Source organism: Streptomyces sp. NPDC032091 (assembly GCF_055580265.1).
Window position 1 is genome coordinate 118507 of record NZ_JBVILR010000003.1, and the last position, 21527, is coordinate 140033.

The following is a 21527-nucleotide window of genomic DNA, read 5'->3' on the forward strand; positions in this document are numbered from 1 at the left end:
ATGACCGCCCCGTTGTGGAAAACCGGGCCACCCGTCCGGGTGTACCGCCCCCGCCGGTCCGGGGTCAGCGCGGCGAGACCACCGCCGCGAGCAGCCCCGGCCCGGTGTGCGCGCCGATCACCGCGCCGACCTCGCTCACGTGCAGCTCGACCAGACCGGGAATCCGCTCCCCCAGCCGCTGCGCGAGCTTCTCGGCCCGCTCCGGCGCCGCCAGGTGGTGGACGGCCACGTCGACGCTGCGCGTCCCCGCCCGCTCGACGGCGAGCTCCTCCAGCCGTGCGATGGCCTTGGACGCCGTCCGCACCTTCTCCAGCATCTCGATCCGCCCGCCGTCCAGCGTGAGCAGCGGCTTGACCGCGAGCGCCGATCCGAGGAGGGCCTGCGCCGCCCCGATCCGGCCGCCGCGCCGGAGGTAGTCGAGGGTGTCCACGTAGAAGTACGCCGACATCTCCGCGGCCCGCTTCTCGGCGGCGGCCACGACCTCGTCGGCCGATCCCCCGGCCTCGGCCGTCTCGGCGGCGGCGAGGGCGCAGAAGCCGAGGGCCATCGCGACCATGCCGGTGTCCACGACCCGCACCGGGACCGGGGCCGTCTTCGCCGCGACCACGGCGGCGTCGTAGGTGCCGGAGAACTCGGCGGAGAGGTGCAGGCTCACGATGCCGGTCGCACCGGCGTCCGCCGCCGCCCGGTAGGCCTGGACGAACTGTTCCGGACCGGGGCGGGAGGTGGTGACGGAGCGGCGCTTCTGCAGGGCCGCGGCCAGGCTGCGGGCCGAGATCTCGGTGCCCTCCTCCAGGGCCTCGTCCCCCAGGACGACGGTCAGGGGAACGGCGGTGATCCCATGCCGCGCCATCGCCGGCGGGGGCAGATAGGCCGTGGAATCGGTGACGATCGCGACATGGCGGGACATGAGCCGGAGGTTACCGCCCGGGGAGGCGATCCGGCAGCCCGGACCACGTCCGTCACCCTCGCCTCCGCGGCCTCCCCGGCCCCGGCCCCGCTCCGGGCGCCGCGATCAGGAAGCGGCTTCCGGCCGGGGAGCCTTCTGCCAGGGGTGCCTCACGGCCGGCGCCGACGGATCCAGGGCGGCCCGCTGCCGCCCCTCCGCCCGCCCCTGCCGCCCGTTCCGCCCCTGCGCCGACGCACCGGCACCCGGCCCGGAAGCCGACGCACGCGACGCCGCCGCACCGGCATCCGGAGCGCCCGCACCCGGCACGCCCGCACCCGGAGCGCCCGGCCCCGCGTCCCACGCCGCCGCGGCGGCCGTCAGGTCGTCGACCGACTCCCGGGACCAGTCGCGCAGGGCGCTCGACTCCACCTCGATCTGCGCCGACAGCGCCTGCAGGTCCTCGTCGGCGAACTGGCGGGCCCGGTCACGGGCCGCCCACCGCAGCGAGTCGGCCGACTCCGTGATCTTCGCGGTGCGCTCCCGCAGCTCGGGCAGGCGCTCCGCGATCCGCTTGCGGTCTGGCTCCTGCTCCAGCCGCTTGAGCTCGTCGTCCAGCTCGTGCCCGTGCCGGCTCAGCCGCTCGAAGAGGGCGATGGACTCCTTCAGCGAGGCGTCCGCCTGGACGCCCTGGTAGAGGGCCGCCTGCGTGGCGCGCATCGACGACCGCAGGTCCAGCCGCAGCTGTGCCAGTGCCGCCGGGACCCCGACCTGACCGAGGCTCCTGGCCTTGAGGGTGGTGTCCTCGACCGTCCGGCGGGCCTGCGTAAGCGTCCGGTCCACGCCCCGTTTGGCCGCGCCGACCGCCTTGACGGTGGCCCAGGCGCCCAGCCCCAGGAAGGCGAACAGCACCACCAGGGCAAAGATGATCAGCAACGCGCCTACCTCCATGAGGTTCCCTTCCCCGGCCGGTTCCATCCCCTCCACCGTAAACGCCACGGGCAGGCCGGGGGTTCCCATCGAACCCCCAACCTGCCCGTACGGGATCACCCGGAGAACGCGTCCCCGGGCGTCAGATGACGATGTTCACCAGCTTCGGCGCGCGCACGATCACCTTGCGGATCTCGGCGCCGCCCAGCGCGGCCACGACGGCCTCGTCGGTGACCGCCAGCTGCTCCAGGTCGGCGTCCGAGACGGTCGGCGGCACCTCCAGGCGGGCCTTGACCTTGCCCTTGACCTGGACCACGCAGGTGACGGTCTCGTCCACCACGTACGCCGGGTCCGCGACGGGGAAGTCCTGGTGGACCACCGAGTCGGTGTGGCCCAGGCGGTGCCACAGCTCCTCCGCGATGTGCGGGGCCAGCGGGGCGATCAGCAGCACCAGGCGCTCGGCCACGGACCGCTCCAGCGGGCGGCCCGCCTTCGTCAGGGTGTTGTTCAGCTCGGTGATCTTGGCGATGGCGGTGTTGAACCGCAGGCCCGCCATGTCCGAGCCGGCCCCGTCGATGGCCTTGTGCAGGGCGCGCAGGGTGTCCTCGGCGGGCTCGGCGTCGACCACCGTGACCGCGCCGGTCTCCTCGTCCACCACGTTGCGCCACAGGCGCTGGAGCAGCCGGTACTGGCCGACGACGGCGCGGGTGTCCCACGGACGGGAGACGTCCAGCGGGCCCATCGCCATCTCGTACAGGCGCAGCGTGTCGGCGCCGTACTCCTCGCAGATCTCGTCCGGGGTGACGGCGTTCTTCAGGGACTTGCCCATCTTGCCCAGCTCGCGCTTGACCGGCTCGCCCTGGAAGAAGAACTTCCCGTCGCGCTCCTCGACCTCGGTGGCGGCGACCGGGAAGCCGCGCTCGTCGCGGTAGACGTAGGCCTGGATCATGCCCTGGTTGAACAGCTTGTGGAACGGCTCGACCGAGGACACGTGGCCCAGGTCGAACAGCACCTTGGACCAGAAGCGCGCGTACAGCAGGTGGAGCACCGCGTGCTCGGCGCCGCCGACGTACAGGTCGACGCCGCCGTGCGGGGCGCTCTCGCGCGGGCCCATCCAGTACTGCTCGATCTCCGGGTCGACCAGCGCGTCCGCGTTGTGCGGGTCCAGGTAGCGCAGCTCGTACCAGCAGGAGCCGGCCCAGTTGGGCATGGTGTTGGTCTCGCGGCGGTAGGAGCGCACGCCGCGCCCGTCGCCGAGGTCCAGCTCCACGTTGACCCAGTCGGCCTTGCGGGAGAGGGGGGTCTCGGGCTTGGAGCCGGCGTCGTCGGGCTCGAAGGTGCGCGGCGAGTAGTCCTCGACCTCGGGCAGCTCCAGCGGCAGCATCGACTCGGGCAGCGGGTGGGCGACGCCGTCCTCGTCGTAGACGATCGGGAAGGGCTCGCCCCAGTAGCGCTGGCGGCTGAACAGCCAGTCGCGCAGGCGGAAGTTGACGGTGCCCTCGCCGATGCCCCGCTCGGTCAGCCACTCGGTGATGGCGGCCTTGGCCTCCACCACGCCCAGACCGTCCAGGGAGATGCCCTCGCCGGTCGAGTTGACCAGCGTGGCGTCGTAGGAGACGAACGCGTCCTGCCACTCGGCGGTGTCGGTGCCGCGGCCGTCCGTCGGCTCGACCACGCAGCGGATCGGCAGCTCGAAGGCGCGGGCGAACTCGAAGTCGCGGCTGTCGTGCGCCGGGACCGCCATGATCGCGCCGGTGCCGTAGCCCATCAGCACGTAGTCGGCGATGAAGACGGGGACCTTCGCGCCGCTGACCGGGTTGACGGCGTACTCGCCGGTGAAGACGCCGGTCTTCTCCTTGGCGTCGGCCTGCCGCTCGACGTCGGACTTGGCGCCGGCCTGCTTGCGGTACGCGGCGACGGCCTCGGCCGGGGTGGCGTGTCCGCCGGTCCACGCCTCGTGCGTGCCCTCGGGCCAGGCGGCGGGGATGAACTTCTCGACCAGCGGGTGCTCGGGGGCCAGGACCATGTAGGTGGCGCCGAACAGGGTGTCGGGGCGGGTGGTGAAGACCGTGATGGCCTCGTCGCCCAGGGCGAAGTCGACGCGCGCGCCCTCGCTGCGGCCGATCCAGTTGCGCTGCTGGAGCTTGATGGCCTCGGGCCAGTCCAGCGCGTCCAGGTCGTCCAGCAGCCGGTCGGCGTACGCGGTGATGCGCATGTTCCACTGGCTCAGGCGGGACTTGAAGACGGGGAAGTTGCCGCGCTCGGAGCGGCCGTCGGCGGTGACCTCCTCGTTGGCCAGTACGGTGCCCAGCCCGGGGCACCAGTTGACGGGCGCGTCGGAGGCGTAGGCCAGGCGGTACTGGTTCAGGACGTCCGCGCGCTCGCCGGCGGTCAGCTCCGCCCAGGCACGGCCGCCGGGGACCTCACGGGAGCCGTTCTCGAAGGCGGCGACCAGCTCGGCGATCGGCCGGGCCTTGTTCGCGTCGGTGTCGTAGTACGCGTTGTAGATCTGCAGGAAGATCCACTGGGTCCACTTGTAGTACTCGGGGTCGATCGTCGCGAACGACCGGCGCTTGTCGTGGCCCAGGCCCAGCCGGCGCAGCTGGGCCTTCATGTTCTCGATGTTCGCCTCGGTGGACACGCGCGGGTGCGTGCCGGTCTGCACGGCGTACTGCTCGGCCGGCAGGCCGAAGGCGTCGAAGCCCAGGGTGTGCAGGACGTTGTGGCCGGACATCCGCTGGTGGCGGGCGTAGACGTCGGTGGCGATGTACCCGAGCGGGTGGCCGACGTGCAGGCCGGCGCCGGAGGGGTACGGGAACATGTCCATGATGAACTTCTTGGGCCGGGCGACGACCGCCGGGTCGCCGGCCAGGTCACCGCCGGGGTTGGGCGCCTCGTAGGTGCCCTCCGCGTCCCATACGTCCTGCCAGCGTGCCTCGATGTCGGCGGCCATGGCAGCCGTGTAACGGTGCCCCTCGGCCGCCTCGGGGGCCGGGGTGTTCGTCTCGCTCATGATTCCTGAAGCTCCATCGATCGTCTCTGCCGTCTCTGCCTGCCCAAACGAAAAAACCCCTCGCACAGGAGGGGACGCCGCGCCGATGCCGACCTTCTCGGGTCGGTGCTGCTCAGCGCGGCTCGGTAAGCAGAAGGCGTACGGCACGCATGGCGTCAGGGTACCGCAGGGGCCCGTGCGGCCGCTCTGCCGTTCCGCACAACGAGAAGAGGGCCACCCGATCCGGGTGACCCTCTTCCACACTGTGGAGCTAAGGAGAATTGAACTCCTGACCTCCTGCATGCCATGCAGGCGCTCTACCAACTGAGCTATAGCCCCTTGTTTCTCTCTGCCGCCGGGCCCCTTCTCGGTTTCCCTTGCCGGTTCCCCCTGGCGACATCGAGAACATTACACGGTGATGGCCCGAGACCAAAAATCGGTTTCCGCAGGGCCCGTTATGTCCGATTTACCCATGCGTGGGCCCTGTGTGATCCGGTCATGCCCGGGCGAACTGGTAGAAGCGTTTGAGCGTGCAGTGCTCGTCCAGGAGCCGGCCGTAGATCGGCTCGCCCTCCAGCTCCCGGTACGTCTCGATGGGGTCGCCTTTTATGATCAGCGCCCGCGCGCATTCCTCGCACCAGTACTGGTAGTCGGGATTGACCGGCTCCATGTCCCGAACGATCGGCGTGCCGTTGTTGCACCAGTCGCACCGCCGCCGGTGTGCACCCATCCGTCAGCGACTCCCTCCCGCGTCGGACCGTCGTGTCCCCCTCCGGCCGTCCGATTCTGCCACGCCGGTCCCGGTGGGGTCAGCAAGCACAGGGAGGACAAACGCAAGGATCCCGCCCCCTGTTGGGGACGGGATCCTGATTGTGGAGCTAAGGAGAATTGAACTCCTGACCTCCTGCATGCCATGCAGGCGCTCTACCAACTGAGCTATAGCCCCGCTCTCCGCGGCGTTCCCCCCGTTTCCGGTGTTCTTCGCTGCGAACAAGAAGAACTCTAGCCTGTGACCAGCCGGAAAGTGAAATCCGGGTCGGAGCGGCCCGCGGAGGGGCTCAGTCGTCGTCGCCGAGCACCGGCTCCGGCAGGGTGCCGGCGTTGTGCTCCAGCAGCCGCCAGCCCCGCGCGCCCTCGCCGAGGACGGACCAGCAGCAGTTGGAGAGCCCGCCCAGGCTCTCCCAGTCGCGCGCCTCCAGCCGCAGCAGGCGGCCGATGGTCGTACGGATCGTGCCGCCGTGGCTGACGACGACGAGCGTGCCGCCCGGGGGCAGCAGGCCGGCGTGGTCGAGCACCACCGGGGCGGCCCGGTCGGCGACCTCGGTCTCCAGCTCTCCCCCGCCGCGCCGGACGGGCTCGCCGCGCTTCCACGCCGCGTACTGCTCGCCGTACTTCTCGACGATCTCCTCGTGCGTCAGGCCCTGCCACTCACCGGCGTACGTCTCGCGCAGCGCCTCGGTGTGCGCCACGGGCAGACGCGTGACGGCGGCCAGCTCGGCCGCCGTGGCCGCGGCCCGCTTCAGGTCGGAGGCCACGATGGCGTCCGGCTTCAGCGAGGCGAGCAGCCGGGCGGCGCGGCGCGCCTGCGCCAGCCCCGTCTCGGTCAGCTCGATGTCCGTGGAGCCCTGGAATCGGCGCTCCAGGTTCCAGGAGGTCTGGCCGTGCCGCCAGAGGACGATCTTCCTGCCTTTACCGGCGGAGCCGCCGGGCCTCCCGGTGCTGGTGGCCGCGCTCAGAACAGATCACCGTCCAGGTCGTCGTCGCCCTGCGCCTCGCGCAGCTTGGCGTGCTCCTCGGCCTTGCCGATGGTGAGCTTGGCGTCCTCGGGGAGCTCGATCTCGGGGCAGTCCTTCCACAGGCGCTCCAGCGCGTAGAAGACGCGCTCCTCGCTGTGCTGGACGTGGACCACGATGTCGACGTAGTCGAGCAGGATCCAGCGGGCGTCGCGGTCGCCTTCGCGGCGCACCGGCTTGGCGCCGAGCTCCTTGAGCAGCCGCTCCTCGATCTCGTCCACGATCGACTTGACCTGGCGGTCGTTGGGCGCGGAGGCGAGCAGGAAGGCGTCGGTGATCGACAGCACGTCGCTGACGTCGTACGCGATGATGTCGTGCGCGAGCCGGTCGGCCGCAGCCTGGGCGGCGGCGGTGATGAGCTCGATGGAGCGGTCCGTGGCGGTCACTGGCCATGCTTTCGGGTTGGCGGGCAGATCCCTACAAGGGTCTCATGTACTGCCGACACCGCCCGGTCAGGACGGCTTGTAGTCCTTGCCCAGGGTCACCACGACGTCCGCGTTCACCACGCTCTCCGCCTTCTTCACGGCCGTCTCCGGCAGCCCCAGCGTCTTGGCGACGTCGACCGCCCGGGCCCGCTGTCCGTCGTCCTGGTACGTGATCGACGTGGTCGGGGCCGCCCGGTCGGCCTTGCCGCCGTCCACGAACGAGTAGCCGCCGTTGAGCAGCGCCGCCTTGGCCGCCACCTGCGCCTTCTCGTCCCCGGTGGCGTCCTTGAGGCCCACGCGCGGGGCCGCTCCGGGCTGGGCCGCCGTGACGGTGCCGCCGAGGAGTTCCTTGACCACCTTCTTCGAGGCGTCGTCGGTCAGCCTCCCGTCGGGCTTCACCGCGAGCACCTCGGTGCGGTACGCGGCCGTCTTGGCGTGCTCCCCGATCCGCGAGAGGAGGCCGCCGAGGTTCTGCGCGTCGAGCCCCGGGTCCAGGATCTGGCCCATGCTCTCGACGGTCGTGGCGGCGGCCTTCGGGTCGGAGGGGATCTTGCGCAGGACGGCGTACAGGACCCGCCCCGTGCGCTCCAGCTGCCTGGCCTCCGGTTCGCCCTGGGCCCGGTGGGTGGCGTAGGCGACGGCCATGGCGCCGGTCAGGCTCTGCTTCGGGCCCTGTCCGACGGCCGGGGTCTTGGCCTGCTCGTCGGCGGGGACGGCCGTGTCGGTGTCGACCTCGATGCCGCCGACCAGCTCGACCAGGCGCTCCAGGAAGGGGGTGTCCAGGCGCCAGGTCCCGCCGATGCGGGTGCCGAGGGCGGTGTCCAGGGCCTCGCGGGTGCCGATGCCGCCGTCCTCGACGGACTTGCCGAGGGTGGTGGCGGTGCCGTCCTCCTTGGTGACGGCGAGGGTGCCGGGCAGCAGGACGGTCGCTCCCTGCCGCGCGGTGACGTTGTCCACGAGGAGGGCGGTGGAGCTGCCGCCCCGCTTGGTGTTGCGCAGGTGGACGACGATCATGTCGCGCTTCTGGGCGCCGGCGGCCGTCGCGGCGCCCTGCTTGCGGCCGGGTCCGTCGAGGAACGGCAGCTTGCCCGCGTACCAGAGGTAGCCGAGGCCGCCTACGACGAGGAGGGCGAGGACGACGATCAGCGCGACGACCCGGTGGCGGCCGCGGCGGCGGGCCTCCTCGCGGCGCTCGGTGCGGCTCTCGGTGAAGGCGAGCCAGTCGATGACGTCCTCGGAGTCCTCGTCCGGCTGGTCGAGGAAGGCGAACTGCTCGGTGCGGTAGCCGGCGGCGGGGCCCCCGGGGGCGGGGGCCGGGTCCGCCGGTTCCGCCCGGCGCGGCTCGGGGACGGCGGCCGCCGGGGCGTACCCCTGTGCCTGCTGCTCGTACCCGTACTGCTGTCCGGGGGGCTGCTGTGCGTACGACTGCCCGTACGGGGGCTCGTGCCTCTGGACGTGCTGCTGCTCGTACTGCCGCTCGTACGGGGGCGGGGCGGGCTGGAGGGGCTGCTGCGCGGGCACCTGGCCGTACAGCGGCCGACCGTACGGGTCGTAGCCGATGAGCTGCTGCTGGGCGGCGTACGGGTCGTACGGATCCTGTGGGTCGTTCACCGCGGGCCTCTCGTCGTTCCGGAAGCTCAGGCTCCCCGGTACAGCTCACGCTTGTCGATGTAGCGCACGACACCGTCCGGGACCAGGTACCAGACGGGGTCGCCCTCGGCGACGCGGGCGCGGCAGTCCGTGGAGGAGATCGCCAGCGCGGGCACCTCGACGAGCGAGACGCCGCCCTCGGGCAGGCCGTCGTCGGTCAGGACGTGGCCCGGCCGGGTCACGCCGATGAAGTGGGCGAGGGAGAAGAGCTCGTCGGCGTTGCGCCAGGTGAGGATCTGCGCGAGGGCGTCGGCGCCGGTGATGAAGAAGAGGTCGGCGTCCTCGTTGAGGGCGCTCAGGTCCCGCAGGGTGTCGATCGTGTACGTCGGGCCGCCGCGGTCGATGTCGATGCGGCTCACCGAGAACTGCGGGTTCGAGGCGGTCGCGATGACCGTCATCAGGTAGCGGTCCTCGGCGGGCGACACGGCCCGCTGGGACTTCTGCCACGGTTCGCCCGTGGGGACGAACACCACCTCGTCGAGGTGGAAAAGGGCGGCCACCTCACTGGCGGCCACCAGGTGTCCGTGGTGGATCGGGTCGAACGTCCCGCCCATCACGCCGAGCCGGCGCTTGGCCGGGCCCGTAGGCACTTCCTGCTCTCCCATGAGCGCAGAGCCTACTGGCCCGGTGCCGCGCGCGCGGAGGCCCGGTCCGAACGAGTGGTTCAGCGGTCGCGGTTCAGTCGCGTGGTCACCCAGAGCAGCAGCAGCAGGACGAAGAGCGCACCGCCACCGGTCAGGTAGGGGCTCAGGCTCTCGTGGTTGCCGCCGTGCTGCTCGGCGCCCTCCGAAGCGAGGAGGACGAGGTTGTTGGCGGTGGTGGAGAGGCTCATCAGGCAGGTACCTATCGAGTCGGGGAGCGAGCGGAGACTTCCCTCACATCGTATGCGGGGGCCCGGGGCACGCTCACGCCGACTCAGGCGTTGAGAGGATGGACGCAGTGCAGCAGAGGCCGATCCAGGGGGAAGCGCCATGACGGACATCGGATTCGAGAAGACGCCGGCGCGCGACCGCCGGCGGTTCCCGGGCATCTCCTCGCGGGCCTACGAGCATCCGGCCGACCGCTCGGCACTGGTCGCCCTGCGCAAGCTGGCCGGCTTCGACACGGTCTTCAAGGCCCTCAGCGGGCTGCTCCCGGAGCGGAGCCTGCGACTGCTGTTCCTGTCGGACTCGGTGCGCGTGGGCGAGACCCAGTTCGCCCATCTGTACGAGATGCTGCGGGACGCCTGCTCCATCCTGGACCTGGAGAAGGTCCCCCAGATGTACGTGCAGCAGGACCCGAAGCCGAACGCCATGTGCATCGGGCTGGACGAGCCGATCATCGTGGTGACGACCGGGCTGGTGGAGCTGCTCGACGCGGAGGAGATGCGGGCGGTCGTGGGCCACGAGGTGGGCCACGCGCTGTCCGGGCACTCCGTGTACCGCACGGTGCTGCTGTTCCTGACGAACCTGGCGCTGAAGGTGGCGTGGATCCCGCTGGGCAATGTGGCGGTCATGGCGATCGTCACCGCGCTGCGGGAGTGGTTCCGCAAGTCGGAGCTGTCGGCGGACCGGGCCGGGCTGCTGGTGGGGCAGGACGTGAACGCCTCGATGCGCGGGCTGATGAAGATCGCGGGCGGCAACCACCTGCACGAGATGAACGTCGACGCCTTCCTGGCCCAGGCCGACGAGTACGAGGCGGGCGGGGACCTGCGCGACTCGGTCCTGAAGATCCTCAACATGCTGCCGCGCACGCACCCCTTCACCACGGTGCGGGCCGCCGAGCTGCGCCGGTGGGCGCAGAGCCGGGACTACCAGCGGATCATGGACGGGCACTACCCGCGGCGGGAGGAGGACAAGGACACCTCGGTGGCCGACTCCTTCCGCGAGTCCGCCTCGCACTACGCGGACTCGGTGCGCACGAGCAGGGATCCCCTGATGAAGCTGGTCGGGGACATAGCCGGGGGCGCGGGCGACCTGGGCGGGAGGCTGCGCGACCGGTTCACCGGGACGGCCGGCGGCGGGACCGCACCGGCGGGCGGCAAGGACGACGGCGCTACCGGCCAGGGCTGACGGAGGCCGGCGGGGGCGGTGCCTGCGGCCGGGCGACGGGTGTCCCGGCCGCCTCGTCCGCACGGGACGGCTCCGAGGACTGGCCGGGCTGGGAGGGCGCGGCGGACGAGGGCTGCCCGGAGGCGGGCGCGGCCGGGTCCATGACCCCGCACAGTCCGGCGGTGCGCCGGGGGTGGCCGTTGGCGTAGGGGTCGCTCACCGGCGGGCCGACCGTGGTGGGGCCGGCCCCGGCCAGCAGCGGGCGGAAGCCTCCGGCCGGGTCGGCGGCGCAGTCCTGGGGTCCGGCCATCACGTAGGAGGAGGTCAGCTCCGCCCGGCGGGTGGTGAGGTCCTCGTGGTCGAAGCGCAGCCGCAGCTCGCGCCGGACGGTGAAGAGGGAGGCCGTGTCGGGTCCGGCCGGCGGGCCGACCGCTCCCCGGACGGCGTACACGAAGGTGTGGTCGGTGGTGACGACCAGTTCCTCCGGGCTGGTCTCCTCGAAGGTGAGGACGCCGCCGACCCGGACGCGGGAGTCGGCGAGGGCGGCGGTCTGCGGGTCGAAGCGGACCAGCCAGCCCGTTGCGGCGTGCCGGCCGTCCCCGGCGGGCGAGGCCATGCTCTCGTCGAACTGGGCCAGCTGTCCGGGGTCCAGCAGTACGCGCACGGGCCGGGAGGCGGCGCCGGAGAGCACGTCGGGGTCGAGGGAGGACTGCACCAGGTAGTCCTTGGCGATGGACAGGGCGGCGAGGACCTGGCTCTCGGTGAAGTGGTGGGTGCGGCGTACGGCCGGCAGGGTGATCCCGGCCGCCCCGGTCCGGTAGTCGGCCGCCGGGCTCTGGGCGTAGAGGTCGGCCGGTTTGCCGCCGGGTACGGCGGAGGACGGCGCCAGGGGCACGACGGTGCTGCCGAGCGGCTCGGCGTTGCCGCCGGCCGGGGGCACGTAGGGGTTGCGCAGGCCCAGGTAGACGGCGACGGCGAAGGCCGTGGCGATGAGCAGGACCAGCAGCATGCCCTGACGGGCGCCGCGACCGGGGCTGCCGGTGCCGCGGCCCGCGGAGCCGCCGCCGGACCAGAGGGAGCGGCTGCGGACGGCGCGGGCGTGTTCGCCCATGCGTTCCTGGGCGGAGAACTCCTGGAGGCGGGCGGCGCGGACGAAGTCCTCGTCGAACACCACCGACCGGTACTCGTCCGGGCGCAGTTCGTCGTCGCCCCCGCCGAATCCCTCGGGGGTGCCGTTGGGCGGATCTCCTGGTACGGCCATCGCTTCTCCCGCCGTCCCCGCTTCAGAGAAGCCCCCGGCCCTGGAACGGGCGAGTGGGGTCGTACCTTCAGGGTTGGCGGCCGACGGGGTACGTAAACGCGCCGACGCCGGTGACTTCCCCGAGCGGGGTACTGGCGGGAGCGGGTGCGGGGTCCGCTTCTCCGGCGGCGCTGCGGTAGACGGCACTGAAGGCCAGCGCCACCATCCCGAGCCCCATGACGACGGCGAGTACCCAGGCGACGGGTCTCAGCCAGCCGGCCCGGCCGCGGTAGGGGCGCAGGCTGCCGCCGTAGGCCCCGTACGGTCCCTCGGCGCAGCCGTAGGCACCGGCTTCCCAGGCGGGGTCGTCGTAGGGGTACCCGTCCGGGTGGCCGTGGTCGTCCTCGCCCGCCCAGCCGCCGGCGACGCGGGCGGCCTCGGCCTCGGCGCGTGCCAGGTCGGCGGCGCGCTGGCGCTCGGCCGCGCTCGGTTCATGGATTTCGGCGCTCCGGACGAAGGCCTCGTCGAACACCACGGAGGCGAAGTACTGATCCGCGCCTCCGCGGTCGTCGTCGGGCTCCCCGTCGTCCGGGAACGGCTTGCCCCCCACGTCGTCCGGCACGGGAACAGCGTAGACCTGGGGGGCCGCTTTGGGCAGGGTGAAAGCCGGAATCCGGCCACGCCGGGTTCGGGTGACGGTTACCGGATGTGACCGTCGCCGGTGACGATGTACTTGGTGGAGGTGAGCTCGGGCAGCCCCATCGGGCCCCGGGCGTGCAGCTTCTGGGTGGAGATGCCGATCTCGGCACCGAACCCGAACTGGCCACCGTCGGTGAACCGGGTGGAGGCGTTCACGGCGACGGTGGTCGAGTCGACCAGCTGGGTGAAGCGGCGCGCCGCGGCCTGCGAGGTGGTGACGATCGCCTCGGTGTGGCCGGAGGTCCAGCGGCGGATGTGGGCGACGGCGTCGTCGAGGGAGTCCACGACTCCGGCGGCGATGTCGTACGACAGGTACTCGGCGGCCCAGTCCTCGTCGGTGGCGGGCAGGGCGGTGACCTTGCTCTGCTCGGCGGCGGCCAGGACCCGGGCGTCGCCGTGGACGGTCACGCCGGCGTCGGCGAGCGCGTCGAGGGCGCGGGGCAGGAAGGCGTCGGCGATGTCGCGGTGGACGAGGAGGGTCTCGGCGGCGTTGCAGACGGAGGGCCGCTGGGCCTTGGAGTTGACGAGGATATCCACGGCCATGTCGAGGTCGGCCTGGGCGTCGACGTAGACGTGGCAGTTGCCGGTACCGGTCTCGATGACCGGGACGGTGGACTCCTCGACGACGGTCTTGATGAGGGAGGCACCGCCGCGCGGGATGAGCACGTCGACGAGGCCGCGGGCGCGCATCAGCTCGCGGACGGAGTCGCGGGACTCGCCGGGGACGAGCTGGATCGCGTCCGCGGGCAGGCCGGCGCTCACGATCGCGTCGCGCAGGATGGCGACGAGGGCGGTGTTGGAGGCGTAGGCGGAGGAACTGCCGCGCAGGAGGACGGCGTTGCCGGACTTCAGGCAGAGGGCGGCGGCGTCGACGGTGACGTTGGGGCGGGCCTCGTAGATGATGCCGACGACGCCGAGGGGGACGCGGATCTGCCGGAGGTCGATGCCGTTGGGGAGGGTGGAGCCGCGGACGACCTCGCCGACGGGGTCGGGGAGGGCCGCGACGTCGCGCACGTCGGAGGCGATGGCGGCGACGCGTTCCGGGGTGAGGGTGAGCCGGTCGACGACGGTCTCGCTGGTGCCGGCGGCGCGGGCCTTCTCGATGTCCCGGGCGTTGGCCGCGACGATCTCGTCGGTACGGGCCGTCAGCGCGTCCGCGATGGCCAGGAGGGCCGTGTCCTTGGCGGACCGCGGGAGTGGGGCGATGGCCGCGGCGGCCGTGCGGGCCGCTGCCGCGGTGGCGAGAACGGGGGAGGTCGCGGGGGCGTCGTCGAGCGAGGTCATGCGGCCCAGGGTAATCCCCGGGGCCCCGGCCCCCCGCCCGAGTTCCACCCCGCGAGACGCCCTTGCCCTGGCCGGGCGGGGGGGCGGGCCGGTCGGCTGGGGCCGGTGGCCGGGTTGCCCGCTGCGCGGAGCCGCTCTCCCCGCCCCGCCCTTCCGCCGTTCCCTGGGGCTCCGCCCCGGACCCCGCGCCTCAAACGCCGGCGGGGCTGTGGACAGCCCCGCCGCACGAGCGGCGCGTCTAGTAGGGGTGCACGCCCACCGGGTGGGCCGGGGGCGGGCCGTAGCCCTCCGCGACGCGTTGGTGGTACGTCGTGCGGTCGATGACCTCCAGCCCGACGATCTCCCACGGCGGCAGCTGCGCCGTCGACCGGTGCTCGCCCCACAGGCGCAGGGCGACGGCCGCCGCGTCGTGGAGGTCGCGGGCCTCCTCCCAGTACCGGATCTCCGCGTGGTCGTCGGCGTACCGGCTGGTCAGAAGGAAGGGGTGGTCGTGCGCGAGCTGCTCCAGCCCGCGTCGCACCTCCGGCAGCGGCGTCGGCCTGCCCGAGACGCTCAGCGTCACGTGCCAGAGGCGGGACACCGGGCCCTGTTCCTCCCCGCCGGCGCCGCCGTCCCCGGTACCGACGCTGGTCAGCGCTCGTCTCACCAGCCGCCTCCTGTCTGCGCTACGCGTGTCCGCCCCTCACAGTTGACCAGTCCCCGGCCCGCCGCGCGGTGGTTTTCCCGAACCTCAGCCCTGCAGCAGGACCAGATCGTCCCGGTGCACGACCTCCCGCTCGTACGCGGGTCCGAGCTCCCGCGCAAGCTCGCGGGTGGAGCGGCCGAGGAGCTGCGGGAGCTCCTTGGCGTCGAAGTTGACCAGGCCCCGGGCCACCGCGACCCCCTCGGCGGAGCGCAGCTCGACGGGGTCGCCGGCGACGAAGTCGCCCTCGACGGCCGCGATGCCCGCCGGCAGCAGGGAGCTGCCGCGCTGGGTGACGGCACGGACGGCGCCGTCGTCGAGGACGAGGTGGCCCTGCGGGGTGGAGGCGTGCTGGAGCCACAGCAGCCGGTCGGCCGAGCGGCGGCCGGTGGGGTGGAAGAGGGTGCCGGTCTCACGGCCGGCCAGGGCGTCGGCCGCCCGGCTCGCGGAGGTGAGGACGACGGGGACGCCCGCGGCCGCCGCGATCCGGGCGGCCTCGACCTTGGTGACCATGCCGCCGGTGCCGACGCCCGCCTTGCCGGCGCTGCCGATGGAGACGTGGGCGATGTCCTCGGGCCCGCGCACCTCCTCGATACGCGTGGTGCCGGGCAGGGAGGGGTCCCCGTCGTAGAGGCCGTCGACGTCGGAGAGGAGGACGAGGAGGTCGGCGCGGACCAGGTGGGCGACGAGGGCGGCCAGCCGGTCGTTGTCGCCGAAGCGGATCTCGTCGGTGGCGACGGTGTCGTTCTCGTTGACCACCGGCAGCGCGCCCATGGCCAGGAGCTGGTCCAGGGTGTTGAAGGCGTTGCGGTAGTGGGCGCGCCGGCTGGTGTCGTCGGTGGTGAGCAGCACCTGGCCGACGCGGACGCCGTAGCGGGCGAAGGAGGCGGTGTAGCGGGCGACGAGCAGGCCCTGTCCGACGCTGGCGGCGGCCTGCTGGCGGGCCAGGTCCTTGGGCCGGCGGGCCAGGCCGAGGGGGGAGAGCCCGGCGGCGATGGCGCCGGAGGAGACCAGGACGATCTCCTTCTCGCCGCCGTCGCGGGCCTTGGCCAGCACGTCGACCAGCGCGTCCACGCGGTCGGCGTCGAGTCCGCCCGCCGCGGTGGTGAGGGAGGAGGAGCCGACCTTGACCACGATCCTGCGGGCATCCACGACACCCTGCCTAGCCGCTGACACGTCTTTCCCCTCGCACACGCACGAAACCGACCAACGAACTGGCTCAATCTACGGGGTCCCGTGCGGGCCCCGCCCGCCGGTTTCAGCCCCTGGACGCGGAACCCGCCGCGGCCCGTTCCGGTTCGGGGGCCGGGTCCGGGCCCGTCCCCGGGATGAGGATCTTGCGCGAGAGGACGAAGGTGAACGGGATGGCGAGGACGGCGGCGACCAGCGGGGCGATCCGGGTGTCCATGCCGGCCCAGCTCACCAGGGCGTAGAGGCCGGCGGACTGGATCACGTAGTTGGTGACGTTCGTCAGCGGGAAGAGCAGGAACTTCTTCCAGGTGGGGCGGGTGCGGTAGGTGAAATAGGTGTTCATGAAGAACGAGCCGACCATCGCCAGCAGGAAGGCCAGGGTGTACGCGGCGAAGTACGGCATCCACGGGTGCAGGCACAGGTAGATGATGAAGAAGGTGCCGGTGTTGACCCCGCCCACCAGGGCGAAACGGAAGATCTGCCCGAGCTGCTCGCGGCGGGAGTGTGTGTTCATCGGCTGCTGCGCTCCGCGACGACCGGTTCCGAGGGCGCGGCGGCCACGGGCGCGCCGTGGGCCTCCTTGACCAGGAAGTGCGGGCGGCGCTTGGTCTCGTAGTAGATGCGGCCGATGTACTCACCGATCAGGCCCAACATGATCATCTGCATGCCGCCGATGCCCGCGATCATCGCGATGATCGTGACGTAGCCGGGGGCGTCGATGCCGTTGGTGATGGCCATCACGGTGATCCACAGCGCGTACAGGCCGGTCAGCGCGACGAGCGAGACCCCGAGCCAGATACCGATGCGCAGCGGCCGGTTGTTGAAGGAGATCAGTCCGTCCATGCCGTAGTTCAGCAGGGAGGCGAACTTCCACTTCGTCTCGCCCGCTTCGCGCTGGGCGTTCTGGTAGTCGAAGTGAACGGTGTCGAAGCCGATCCAGGAGAAGAGCCCCTTGGAGAAGCGGTTGTACTCGGGAAGCGCGAGCAGGGCGTCCACGGCGGGCCGGGACAGCAGCCGGAAGTCTCCGACGCCGTCGGTGAGCTCGACGTCGACCCAGCGGTTGACTCCCCGGTAGTAGAGGCGGCTGAGGGCGGAGCGGAGCTTCTTGTCCCCTTCGCGGGTGCGCCGGGCGATGACCTGGTCGTGGCCCTGGCGGTAGTGCTCCAGCATGGTGGCGATGAGCTCCGGCGGGTGCTGGAGGTCCGCGTCCATGATCACGACGGCGTCGCCGGTGGCCTCGCGCAGGCCGGCGAGCATGCCCGCCTCCTTGCCGAAGTTCCTGCTGAAGGAGACGTAGCGGGTCTGGTCCCGGTGCTCGGCGGCGATCTTCCGGAGCTTGCCGAGGGTCCCGTCGCGGCTGCCGTCGTCGACGTAGCAGACCTCGTACTCGACGGGCAGGGCGTCCAGAACCTTGCGGATCTCCTCGTCGAAGCGGTCGATGACCGCTTCTTCGTTGTAACAGGGGACGACTACCGACAGCTTGGTCATGGGCACTTCCTGCTGGGGTCCGAACGGGTGATTGTCGGCGACCGGACCCGCGACTCACCTCTTCCTTAGAAGTATGCACGGCGGAGGTCGCCCTGCCCGAGTCGCGTGCGGCACACGGTAGCTTTGACGGGATAAGCGGAATGGAACGAAGGGATCGAGGTGCACGTGCCTGACGTCTCCGTGGTCGTCATCGTCTACAACGACGCAGAGCGTCTGCAGACAGCCGTCCGGTCGGTTTTGGACCAGACCCTGCGCGGGGTGGAAGTCGTGATCGTCGACGACTGCAGCAAGGACCGGTCCTACGAGGTCGCCCAGGAGCTCGAAGCGGCGCATCCGGGCCGGGTCCGCGCCTTCCGGCTGCCCGAGAACAGCGGCGGCTGCGGCGCGCCGCGCAACCACGGCATCAAGCAGGCCACCGGCACCTACGTCATGTTCCTGGACAGCGACGACGTCCTGGAGCGCAACGCCTGCCGCAACATGCTGGCCGCCGCCGAGCGCACCGGCTCCGACCTGGTCTCGGGCATGTGCGTGCGCGTGCACCTCGACAACCGCTGGGGCAAGACCACCGAGTGGTACCCGTGGATCTACGCACGGACCCGCACCCTGGAGTCGATCACCGAGTACCCGGACCTGCTGGTCTACGACACCCTCTCCACGAACAAGTGCTACCGGCGCTCGTTCCTGCTGGAGCAGGGCCTGGAGTTCCCGGTCGGCATCCACTACGAGGACCTGCTGTTCTCGGCCCAGGCGTACGTCGCGGCCCGCCGCATCACGCTGATCCCCAACCACGTCTACTACTGGAACGTGGTCGAGAAGGCCGCCGCCAAGTCGATCAGCAACCGGCGCCACGAGATCGCGAACTTCGCCCACCGGATGGAGATCCACCGCCGGGTCGACGAACTGCTGGCCACCAAGGGCCACACGGCCATCAAGACCGCCAAGGACGCCAAGTTCCTCAAGCACGACCTGGTGCTCCACCTGCGCGACCTGCCGCTGCTGGGCGACGCCTACCGCCAGGAGTTCGCCCGGCTCGCCAACGGCTACCTGGCGGGCATCGACCCGGCCGCGTACGAGAACGTCACCCACCTCCAGGCCATCTGCGCCTACCTGCTCGGCAAGGAGGACTGGAAGAACCTCCTGGCCGCCGCCGACGCGATGACCAACAAGGGCCGCCTGTCCTCCCCGCTGGCCGAGCGCGACGGGCGGGTCTACTGGTGCGCCGAGCACCTCGACGACGCCGAGGGCCGCCGCATACTGGACGTCACCGGCCAGGGCTTCCACACCACGCCGCTGTCCTCGCTGATCCTGGGCAACCGCCTGACCTCGTACGCGGACGACGGGCGCGGCAAGGTCACCCTCTCCGGCGCGGTCGTGAACCCCCTGGGCCGGATCGCGGAGGACGCCGAGCTGTCGGCCTCCCTGGAGTTCCGGGCCCGGCGGCAGATCGGCGTGCGCTCCTTCAGCTTCCCCGTGGCAACCGTGCGCCACGCCGGTGACACGATCGAGTGGTCCACGACCGCCGACGTCGGCGGCACGGTCCGCCCCCTCGGCATCATCGACGCCGTCTGGGACGTACGCCTGAAGCTGACCGCGGGCGGGGACCGGGTCACCACCCGCGTCTCGGTCGGCGGGGTGGACCTGGAGTCCGCCGCCCGGCTGCGGGTGCGCCCGCGGCTGACCCGGCTGGTCTCCGACCGCTTCGAGCCGGAGATGACCAGGAAGGGCAACCTCTCCTACGTCCTGACCGCCGAGGGCGCCGCCGCCGTCCGCACCCAGTCGCTGATCAGCAGCGCGATGCACGGCAAGGCCGCCGGGGTGGTCAAGCGCGGCCTGCGCCGCGCCCTGAAGGCCCGCCGCAACATCGGCTCGGGCGAGCAGAAGGTGAAGGTCTACCACGAGGTCTTCTCGAAGCTGCCCGTCAAGAAGGGCACGGTCGTCTTCGAGAGCCACATGGGCAAGCAGTACAGCGACAGCCCGAAGGCCATCTACGAGGAGCTGGTCCGCCGGGGCGCCCCCTTCGAGGCGATCTGGTCCTACGCGGGCGCCAAGCCCACCGGCTTCCCCAAGGAGGCCACCCTCGTCAAGCGCTGGAGCTGGCAGTACCTGCGGGCACTGGCCCAGGCCGAGTACTGGGTGGACAACCAGGGCTTCCCGCTGGCCCTGTCCAAGCGCCCGGGGACCACGTACATCCAGACCTGGCACGGCTCCGCCCTCAAGCGGATGGGCTTCCACGAGCCCCGCACCAAGGCGCAGGGCAAGCCGGCCCAGGACCGGTTCCAGGCGGCCGTCGACCGCTTCGACCACTTCCTGGTCCGCTCCGAGCACGACGTCCGCACCCTCGCCAAGGGCTTCCGGCTCCGTGACGAGGTGCTGCTGCGCACCGGCTACCCGCGCAACGACGCCCTGGTCGAGGCGCACGCGGCCGAGGTGGACAGCGGGGAGCGGGTGCGCGGCCCGCTCGCCGCCGAGCTGGGCATCGACCCGGACAAGCGGGTGCTGCTGTACGCGCCGACGTTCCGGGCCAACGCCGACGGCGCTGTGGAGGGCTTCGAGTTCCCCTTCGACGTGGAGGAGTTCGCCGACCGGCTCGGCGACCGCGTCACGCTGCTGGTGCGCACCCACTACCTCAACAGCGTCTCGCTGCCGCCGTCGGTCGCGGGCCGGGTGATCGACGTCTCCCGGCACCACGACATCACCCCGCTGCTGGCGCTCGCCGACGGGCTGATCACCGACTACTCGTCCGTGATGTTCGACTACGCGGTGCTGGACCGGCCGATGCTCTTCTTCGCGTACGACTACGAGAAGTACGCGACGGACATCCGCGGCACCTACTTCGACCTGCTGGACAAGGCCCCCGGCCCGGTGGTGGCGACGGCGGACGAGCTGATGCAGGCCGTCGCCGCCTTCGACGAGGCCGACGCCAAGTACGCCGAGGCCCGCCGCCGCTTCCTCGCCGAGTTCGGCGAGTACGACCGCGGGGACGCCGCCCGCCAGATCGTCGAGAAGTTCTTCACCAGGAGCGCCAAGTGAGCCGGGACATCTTCATCGTCTCCAACAGCGTGGACGAGCTCGGCGGTGTGACCACCTGGTCCCACCAGATGGCCCGGCTCTTCACCGACCGCGGCCACCGCGTGCACATCGTCGGCATCGCCCCGGTCGCCGAGGAGATCCGGCAGAAGCTGCCCGCCGGCCTCCCGTACGAGATGACCACCCTGTACGAGACCCACCCGCCGAAGGCCCGCCGGCTGCACGGCGTCAAGGGCCGCCTCAACGCCCCCGAGCGGCGCCGCCAGGCGGCCCGGCGGGCGGGGATGCGCGCCGCGGCGGAGCAGCTGAGCGGGCTGTTCCGGGCGGCCGGCCCGGGCGCCGTCGTGATCGTCACCCAGGTGTGGGCGATGGAGTGGGTGGCCCTCGCCGACACCAAGGGGCTCTCCGTCGTCGGCATGAGCCACGAGTCCTTCGAGGCCAGCCAGAAGTCCACCCGGGGCGACCGGGTCCGGCGCTGGTACCGGGACGTCGACCGGCTGCTGGTCCTCACCCCCGAGGACGCCGACCTGTGGATCCGGTCCGGCATGGAGAACGTCGACAGCATGCCGAACCCGCTGCCGTTCATGCCGGACTCCCCGGCCCCGCGCACCGCGAAGGTCGTCGCCAGCGTCGGCCGGCTCGCCTTCGAGAAGGGCGTGGACCTGCTGCTCGACGCCTGGGCGGACGCCGTCCCGCGCCACCCCGACTGGAAGCTGCGGATCTACGGGGCGGGCGTGGAGGAGGCCCGCCTGCGGGCGCACTGCACCTCGCTCGGGCTGGACGACTCCGTGGAGTGGAGGGGCAGCACCGACGACGTCCTGGGCGCGCTGAGCGGGGCCTCGGTCTTCGCCCAGGCCTCCCGGGCCGAGGGCTTCCCGATCACCCTGCTGGAGGCGATGGCGGCCGGCCTGCCCCCGGTCGCGTTCGACTGCGCGCCGGGCGTACGGGAGATCGTGCGGCACGGCGAGGACGGGCTGCTGGCCCGCCTCGGCAACACGATGGAGCTGGCCGGGCACCTCGACGCCCTGATGTCGGACCCCGCCACCCGCGACCGGCTCGGCGACGAGGCCTTCCGCAGCGTGCGCCGCTACTCCAGCGCGGAGATCACCGACCGCTGGGAGAAGCTGTTCGCCTTCCTGGAGCGCTGACCCCTCCCGCACGGCGGAAAGCCGCCCGCCCCGGACCTGTCCGGGGCGGGCGGCTTCGTCCC

At 71.9% G+C, this 21527-nt stretch carries 19 protein-coding genes and 2 tRNA genes; 3 read left to right on the forward strand and 18 right to left on the reverse strand.

What is annotated here, in order from left to right:
• Window positions 1–64: 64 nt before the first annotated feature.
• The 11 genes from ACZ5NJ_RS06340 to ACZ5NJ_RS06390 all read right to left on the reverse strand — a co-directional run bounded on the left by ACZ5NJ_RS06340 (window position 65) and on the right by ACZ5NJ_RS06390 (window position 9508).
• The gene (locus ACZ5NJ_RS06340) at window positions 65–910 is read right to left on the reverse strand and encodes a DegV family protein (protein WP_468763374.1); all 846 of its coding nucleotides are present in this window, start codon (window positions 908–910) and stop codon (window positions 65–67) included.
• A gap of 105 nt (window positions 911–1015) precedes the next feature.
• Window positions 1016–1837, reverse strand: a complete 822-nt coding sequence (locus ACZ5NJ_RS06345; protein WP_468763376.1) for a hypothetical protein — start codon at window positions 1835–1837, stop codon at window positions 1016–1018.
• Window positions 1838–1958: 121 nt separating this feature from the next.
• Window positions 1959–4829 carry a leucine--tRNA ligase gene (gene leuS, locus ACZ5NJ_RS06350; protein WP_468763378.1) on the reverse strand — a complete coding sequence of 957 codons (2871 nt, stop codon included), beginning with the start codon at window positions 4827–4829 and terminating at the stop codon, window positions 1959–1961.
• A 245-nt stretch (window positions 4830–5074) separates the two neighbouring features.
• Window positions 5075–5147: transfer RNA gene (locus ACZ5NJ_RS06355), tRNA-Ala, on the reverse strand.
• Window positions 5148–5304: 157 nt separating this feature from the next.
• Window positions 5305–5538: a hypothetical protein gene (locus ACZ5NJ_RS06360; RefSeq protein WP_007264019.1), complete on the reverse strand. Its 234-nt coding sequence runs from the start codon at window positions 5536–5538 to the stop codon at window positions 5305–5307.
• Between the two features lie 143 nt (window positions 5539–5681).
• Window positions 5682–5754 (reverse strand) — tRNA-Ala (locus tag ACZ5NJ_RS06365).
• A gap of 112 nt (window positions 5755–5866) precedes the next feature.
• Window positions 5867–6544, reverse strand: coding sequence for a histidine phosphatase family protein (locus ACZ5NJ_RS06370; RefSeq protein ID WP_468763872.1), 678 nt, complete (start codon window positions 6542–6544; stop codon window positions 5867–5869).
• Window positions 6541–6987 carry a ribosome silencing factor gene (gene rsfS / locus ACZ5NJ_RS06375; RefSeq protein WP_042815634.1) on the reverse strand — a complete coding sequence of 149 codons (447 nt, stop codon included), beginning with the start codon at window positions 6985–6987 and terminating at the stop codon, window positions 6541–6543. Before rsfS ends, ACZ5NJ_RS06370 begins: the two co-directional genes overlap by 4 nt.
• Before the next feature lie 66 nt (window positions 6988–7053).
• Window positions 7054–8637, reverse strand: coding sequence for an LCP family protein (locus ACZ5NJ_RS06380; protein ID WP_468763381.1), 1584 nt, complete (start codon window positions 8635–8637; stop codon window positions 7054–7056).
• 26 nt (window positions 8638–8663) lie between these two features.
• Entirely contained in the window at window positions 8664–9281 is a 618-nt protein-coding gene (nadD, locus tag ACZ5NJ_RS06385) for a nicotinate-nucleotide adenylyltransferase (protein WP_468763383.1), read from the reverse strand.
• Between the two features lie 59 nt (window positions 9282–9340).
• Window positions 9341–9508 (reverse strand): hypothetical protein, encoded by a 168-nt coding sequence (locus tag ACZ5NJ_RS06390; RefSeq protein ID WP_100863660.1) that lies wholly within the window; start codon window positions 9506–9508, stop codon window positions 9341–9343.
• Window positions 9509–9647: 139 nt separating this feature from the next.
• Here ACZ5NJ_RS06390 and ACZ5NJ_RS06395 point away from each other — a divergent pair, with 139 nt between their 5' ends.
• Window positions 9648–10727: a M48 family metallopeptidase gene (locus ACZ5NJ_RS06395; protein WP_468763385.1), complete on the forward strand. Its 1080-nt coding sequence runs from the start codon at window positions 9648–9650 to the stop codon at window positions 10725–10727.
• On the opposite strand, the gene ACZ5NJ_RS06400 is transcribed toward ACZ5NJ_RS06395, so the two are convergent.
• From ACZ5NJ_RS06400 to ACZ5NJ_RS06430, 7 genes are all read right to left on the reverse strand, one after another.
• On the reverse strand, window positions 10711–11967 hold the full coding sequence (locus tag ACZ5NJ_RS06400) for an SCO2583 family membrane protein (protein WP_468763387.1): 1257 nt from the start codon (window positions 11965–11967) through the stop codon (window positions 10711–10713). The two genes, ACZ5NJ_RS06395 and ACZ5NJ_RS06400, sit on opposite strands and share 17 nt — an antisense overlap.
• Before the next feature lie 67 nt (window positions 11968–12034).
• The gene (locus ACZ5NJ_RS06405) at window positions 12035–12568 is read right to left on the reverse strand and encodes an SCO2584 family spore wall biosynthesis protein (protein ID WP_468763388.1); all 534 of its coding nucleotides are present in this window, start codon (window positions 12566–12568) and stop codon (window positions 12035–12037) included.
• 77 nt (window positions 12569–12645) lie between these two features.
• Entirely contained in the window at window positions 12646–13929 is a 1284-nt protein-coding gene (locus ACZ5NJ_RS06410) for a glutamate-5-semialdehyde dehydrogenase (protein ID WP_468763390.1), read from the reverse strand.
• A gap of 238 nt (window positions 13930–14167) precedes the next feature.
• Window positions 14168–14578, reverse strand: coding sequence for a hypothetical protein (locus tag ACZ5NJ_RS06415; RefSeq protein ID WP_468763873.1), 411 nt, complete (start codon window positions 14576–14578; stop codon window positions 14168–14170).
• Window positions 14579–14659: 81 nt separating this feature from the next.
• Complete coding sequence (gene proB, locus ACZ5NJ_RS06420; protein WP_468763392.1) at window positions 14660–15787, reverse strand: glutamate 5-kinase; 1128 nt, start codon at window positions 15785–15787, stop codon at window positions 14660–14662.
• Window positions 15788–15869: 82 nt separating this feature from the next.
• Complete coding sequence (locus tag ACZ5NJ_RS06425; protein ID WP_468763395.1) at window positions 15870–16316, reverse strand: GtrA family protein; 447 nt, start codon at window positions 16314–16316, stop codon at window positions 15870–15872.
• Entirely contained in the window at window positions 16313–17290 is a 978-nt protein-coding gene (locus ACZ5NJ_RS06430) for a glycosyltransferase family 2 protein (RefSeq protein WP_468763397.1), read from the reverse strand. The genes ACZ5NJ_RS06425 and ACZ5NJ_RS06430 overlap by 4 nt, the downstream gene beginning before the upstream one ends.
• Window positions 17291–17449: 159 nt before the next feature.
• Here ACZ5NJ_RS06430 and ACZ5NJ_RS06435 point away from each other — a divergent pair, with 159 nt between their 5' ends.
• Together ACZ5NJ_RS06435 and ACZ5NJ_RS06440 are read left to right on the forward strand one after the other, a co-directional pair.
• Window positions 17450–20320: a bifunctional glycosyltransferase/CDP-glycerol:glycerophosphate glycerophosphotransferase gene (locus tag ACZ5NJ_RS06435; RefSeq protein ID WP_468763399.1), complete on the forward strand. Its 2871-nt coding sequence runs from the start codon at window positions 17450–17452 to the stop codon at window positions 20318–20320.
• Window positions 20317–21465, forward strand: a complete 1149-nt coding sequence (locus ACZ5NJ_RS06440; RefSeq protein ID WP_468763401.1) for a glycosyltransferase — start codon at window positions 20317–20319, stop codon at window positions 21463–21465. Before ACZ5NJ_RS06435 ends, ACZ5NJ_RS06440 begins: the two co-directional genes overlap by 4 nt.
• Window positions 21466–21527: the final 62 nt, after the last annotated feature.

Bases quoted from the DNA above. Each gene is read 5' to 3' on its own strand.
- ACZ5NJ_RS06340 (WP_468763374.1), bottom strand. From the start codon at position 910: ATGTCCCGCCATGTCGCGATCGTCACCGATTCCACGGCCTATCTGCCC.
- ACZ5NJ_RS06345 (WP_468763376.1), bottom strand. From the start codon at position 1,837: ATGGAGGTAGGCGCGTTGCTGATCATCTTTGCCCTGGTGGTGCTGTTC.
- leuS (WP_468763378.1), bottom strand. From the start codon at position 4,829: ATGAGCGAGACGAACACCCCGGCCCCCGAGGCGGCCGAGGGGCACCGT.
- ACZ5NJ_RS06360 (WP_007264019.1), bottom strand. From the start codon at position 5,538: ATGGGTGCACACCGGCGGCGGTGCGACTGGTGCAACAACGGCACGCCG.
- nadD (WP_468763383.1), bottom strand. From the start codon at position 9,281: ATGGGAGAGCAGGAAGTGCCTACGGGCCCGGCCAAGCGCCGGCTCGGC.
- ACZ5NJ_RS06390 (WP_100863660.1), bottom strand. From the start codon at position 9,508: ATGAGCCTCTCCACCACCGCCAACAACCTCGTCCTCCTCGCTTCGGAG.
- ACZ5NJ_RS06395 (WP_468763385.1), top strand. From the start codon at position 9,648: ATGACGGACATCGGATTCGAGAAGACGCCGGCGCGCGACCGCCGGCGG.
- ACZ5NJ_RS06400 (WP_468763387.1), bottom strand. From the start codon at position 11,967: ATGGCCGTACCAGGAGATCCGCCCAACGGCACCCCCGAGGGATTCGGC.
- ACZ5NJ_RS06410 (WP_468763390.1), bottom strand. From the start codon at position 13,929: ATGACCTCGCTCGACGACGCCCCCGCGACCTCCCCCGTTCTCGCCACC.
- ACZ5NJ_RS06425 (WP_468763395.1), bottom strand. From the start codon at position 16,316: ATGAACACACACTCCCGCCGCGAGCAGCTCGGGCAGATCTTCCGTTTC.
- ACZ5NJ_RS06430 (WP_468763397.1), bottom strand. From the start codon at position 17,290: ATGACCAAGCTGTCGGTAGTCGTCCCCTGTTACAACGAAGAAGCGGTC.